3 protein-coding genes are annotated in these 2,162 nt (G+C 45.3%); all 3 read left to right on the top strand.

Annotation, left to right across the window (positions count from 1 at the left end; genetic code table 11):
* Positions 1-46 precede the first annotated feature (46 nt).
* On the top strand, positions 47-235 hold the full coding sequence (locus AC3DOM_RS17695; protein WP_487920361.1) for a hypothetical protein: 189 nt from the start codon (positions 47-49) through the stop codon (positions 233-235).
* Between the two features lie 302 nt (positions 236-537).
* Entirely contained in the window at positions 538-1,338 is an 801-nt protein-coding gene (locus tag AC3DOM_RS17690) for a formylglycine-generating enzyme family protein (RefSeq protein ID WP_487920360.1), read from the top strand.
* Between the two features lie 154 nt (positions 1,339-1,492).
* The coding region (locus tag AC3DOM_RS17685) for a radical SAM protein (RefSeq protein WP_487920359.1) at positions 1,493-2,162 on the top strand (670 nt) is incomplete at its 3' end.

Genomic DNA, 2,162 nt, shown 5'->3' with positions numbered 1-2,162 from the left:
GATTATTTTGAAATGATAAATGAGGATAATCAGGTAAAATCTGCTTATGAATTATAAATTTCGTTTCGCTCTCATCCCGATCTTGCTCGGCCTTCTCGCCTGTCGACCGGTCTGGACGATTGGCTGGACCGAATTCCTCATCCTTGGGGTGATATTATTGCTTCTCATTGGCCCCTCACTTTGGCGCTTTTCCCGGCGATATAAAAAATTTAAAAAATACGAGAAAGAGAAGTAAGCAAAGTAGTTTTTGAGATACCTTCCAAGGAACGCCATGCAAAAGTATGGCGTTTTTTGCTTCTGCTGTACCTCCCTGGGATATAATATGACAAAAGCAATGCGTTTTATAGACAAATGATAAAATAAGACATTTATTGCAAGGAATACCTGCTCTCCTTCAAGGAGCTAAATCTGAAACCTCATAAATTAGTTCTGATCCCCACATTCTTTCTTTTGGCTATTTCCAGTTCTTGCAACAGTAATACCATTGAAGAATCGGAAAGTATCAGCAGTTTTTTCACTGATGAGCGTGGCATAGTTATGGCACTGGTCCCCTCTGGGGCATTCGAAATGGGCGGTTATAATGGGGCAGATGACGAAGAGCCGGTTCATGCCCTTATCCTGGACGATTTTTATATTGACCAATATGAGGTCACGAATAGTCAATATGCTCTTTGCGAGAAAACAGGAATGTGCGAATCCACTACAGATACGAGCGCCTATGAAAGTTCATATTCTCGCAGGAGCTATTACGATAATCCGGAATACGCTGATTATCCGCTCATTAATGTTAATTGGGATGAAGCCAAAAAATATTGTGCCTGGCGCGGCGCGCGCCTGCCGACAGAAGCAGAGTGGGAAAAGGCCGCTCGGGGTGGCTTGGAAGGCAATCACTTTCCCTGGGGAGATGAATCACCCGTATGCGAAATTGGAGCCAGGAACGGAGCCAGGTTCGATGATAATGATGCTTGCAACAATATCGATACTGAAAAAATTGGTAGTTACAGTCCCAATGGCTATGACCTATATGATATGGCTGGGAATGTCTGGGAATGGGTAAGTGATTTCTACGATGAGAATTATTATCTCAGTTCTCCAGCCCATAATCCTGCAGGGCCAGAAGAAGGCATGTATCCCGTGATAAGAGGTGGCTCCTGGAACAGCTCGAGTGATCATTTAATAGTTTCAGATCGCCTGTTCAACGATCCTAAAAGTGGTTCCTTCAATATCGGTTTTCGATGCGTCCGCACAGATACAACGCCTTTACTGCTCCCAACAAAGGTTCCCGAAGGGAACAGATCCTTATCACTCCCGCCGAAGGGTTTTGCATCGCATCCATAAGGATAACAAGCTAAAAAGGCGTGTGAACCATATGCTAAGCTTCATTTTATCAATTCTATCAATTCCAGAATGAAACAGCAAATAAGACTAATTGCACCTACAATGTGCGATCAATGTCACCCTGTTTTATACCCATAGCAAGGTACAATTTATTATGGACTTATACACAGAAATGACCGCCCCGAAAATAATCAGGCCAGAGAGTGCAACAACAAAACCAACAACTGCCTGGGCTGAAGTCGATCAAGATGGTCGGCTGATCCTGCCACCAGATGTAGTAGCAAATTATGGGTTACAGCCTGGTGCCAAAGTGCGCCTGGATGAAGGGGAAAATTTCGTCCGTATGCACAGACCGGTAACGCATCTCACCAAAGTCTATATTGAACCAACAGTCGCCTGTAATCTGGACTGCATCACCTGCTTCCGAAATGGCTGGGAGCAGCCCATGGGTCGCATGACCGAAGAGACCTTTGCGGGCATCATGGATGGATTGAAGAAACTTGATCCAATTCCCAGCGTATATTTTGGTGGGATTGGGGAACCGCTCTTTCATCCCAAAACAATTGACTGGATTGCAGAAGCCAAATCGTTGGGTGTCAAAGTCGAGCTGATTACGAATGGCACAATTTTGACCGAGAAGATATCGCAGCGATTGATTGATGCCGGCCTGGATGTGCTCTGGATTTCGATTGATGGAGCGGAGCCTGAAACCTATGCAGATGTCCGGATGGGGGCCGAGCTCCCCAATATTCTCAAAAACCTGAAGCGCTTTGCCAGGATGCGCCCTCCTCATCACTACCCAAAACCAGAAATTGGAATCGCCT

Source organism: Candidatus Desulfolinea nitratireducens, from assembly GCF_982879505.1.
Note: the sequence above shows the minus strand (reverse complement) of the source record. Positions and strands in the feature narration are given on the sequence as shown.

What these genes read in the sequence shown, in the direction of transcription:
- AC3DOM_RS17690 (WP_487920360.1), top strand. Translation starts at nt 538, where the DNA reads ATGGCACTGGTCCCCTCTGGGGCATTCGAAATGGGCGGTTATAATGGG.
- AC3DOM_RS17695 (WP_487920361.1), top strand. Translation starts at nt 47, where the DNA reads ATGAATTATAAATTTCGTTTCGCTCTCATCCCGATCTTGCTCGGCCTT.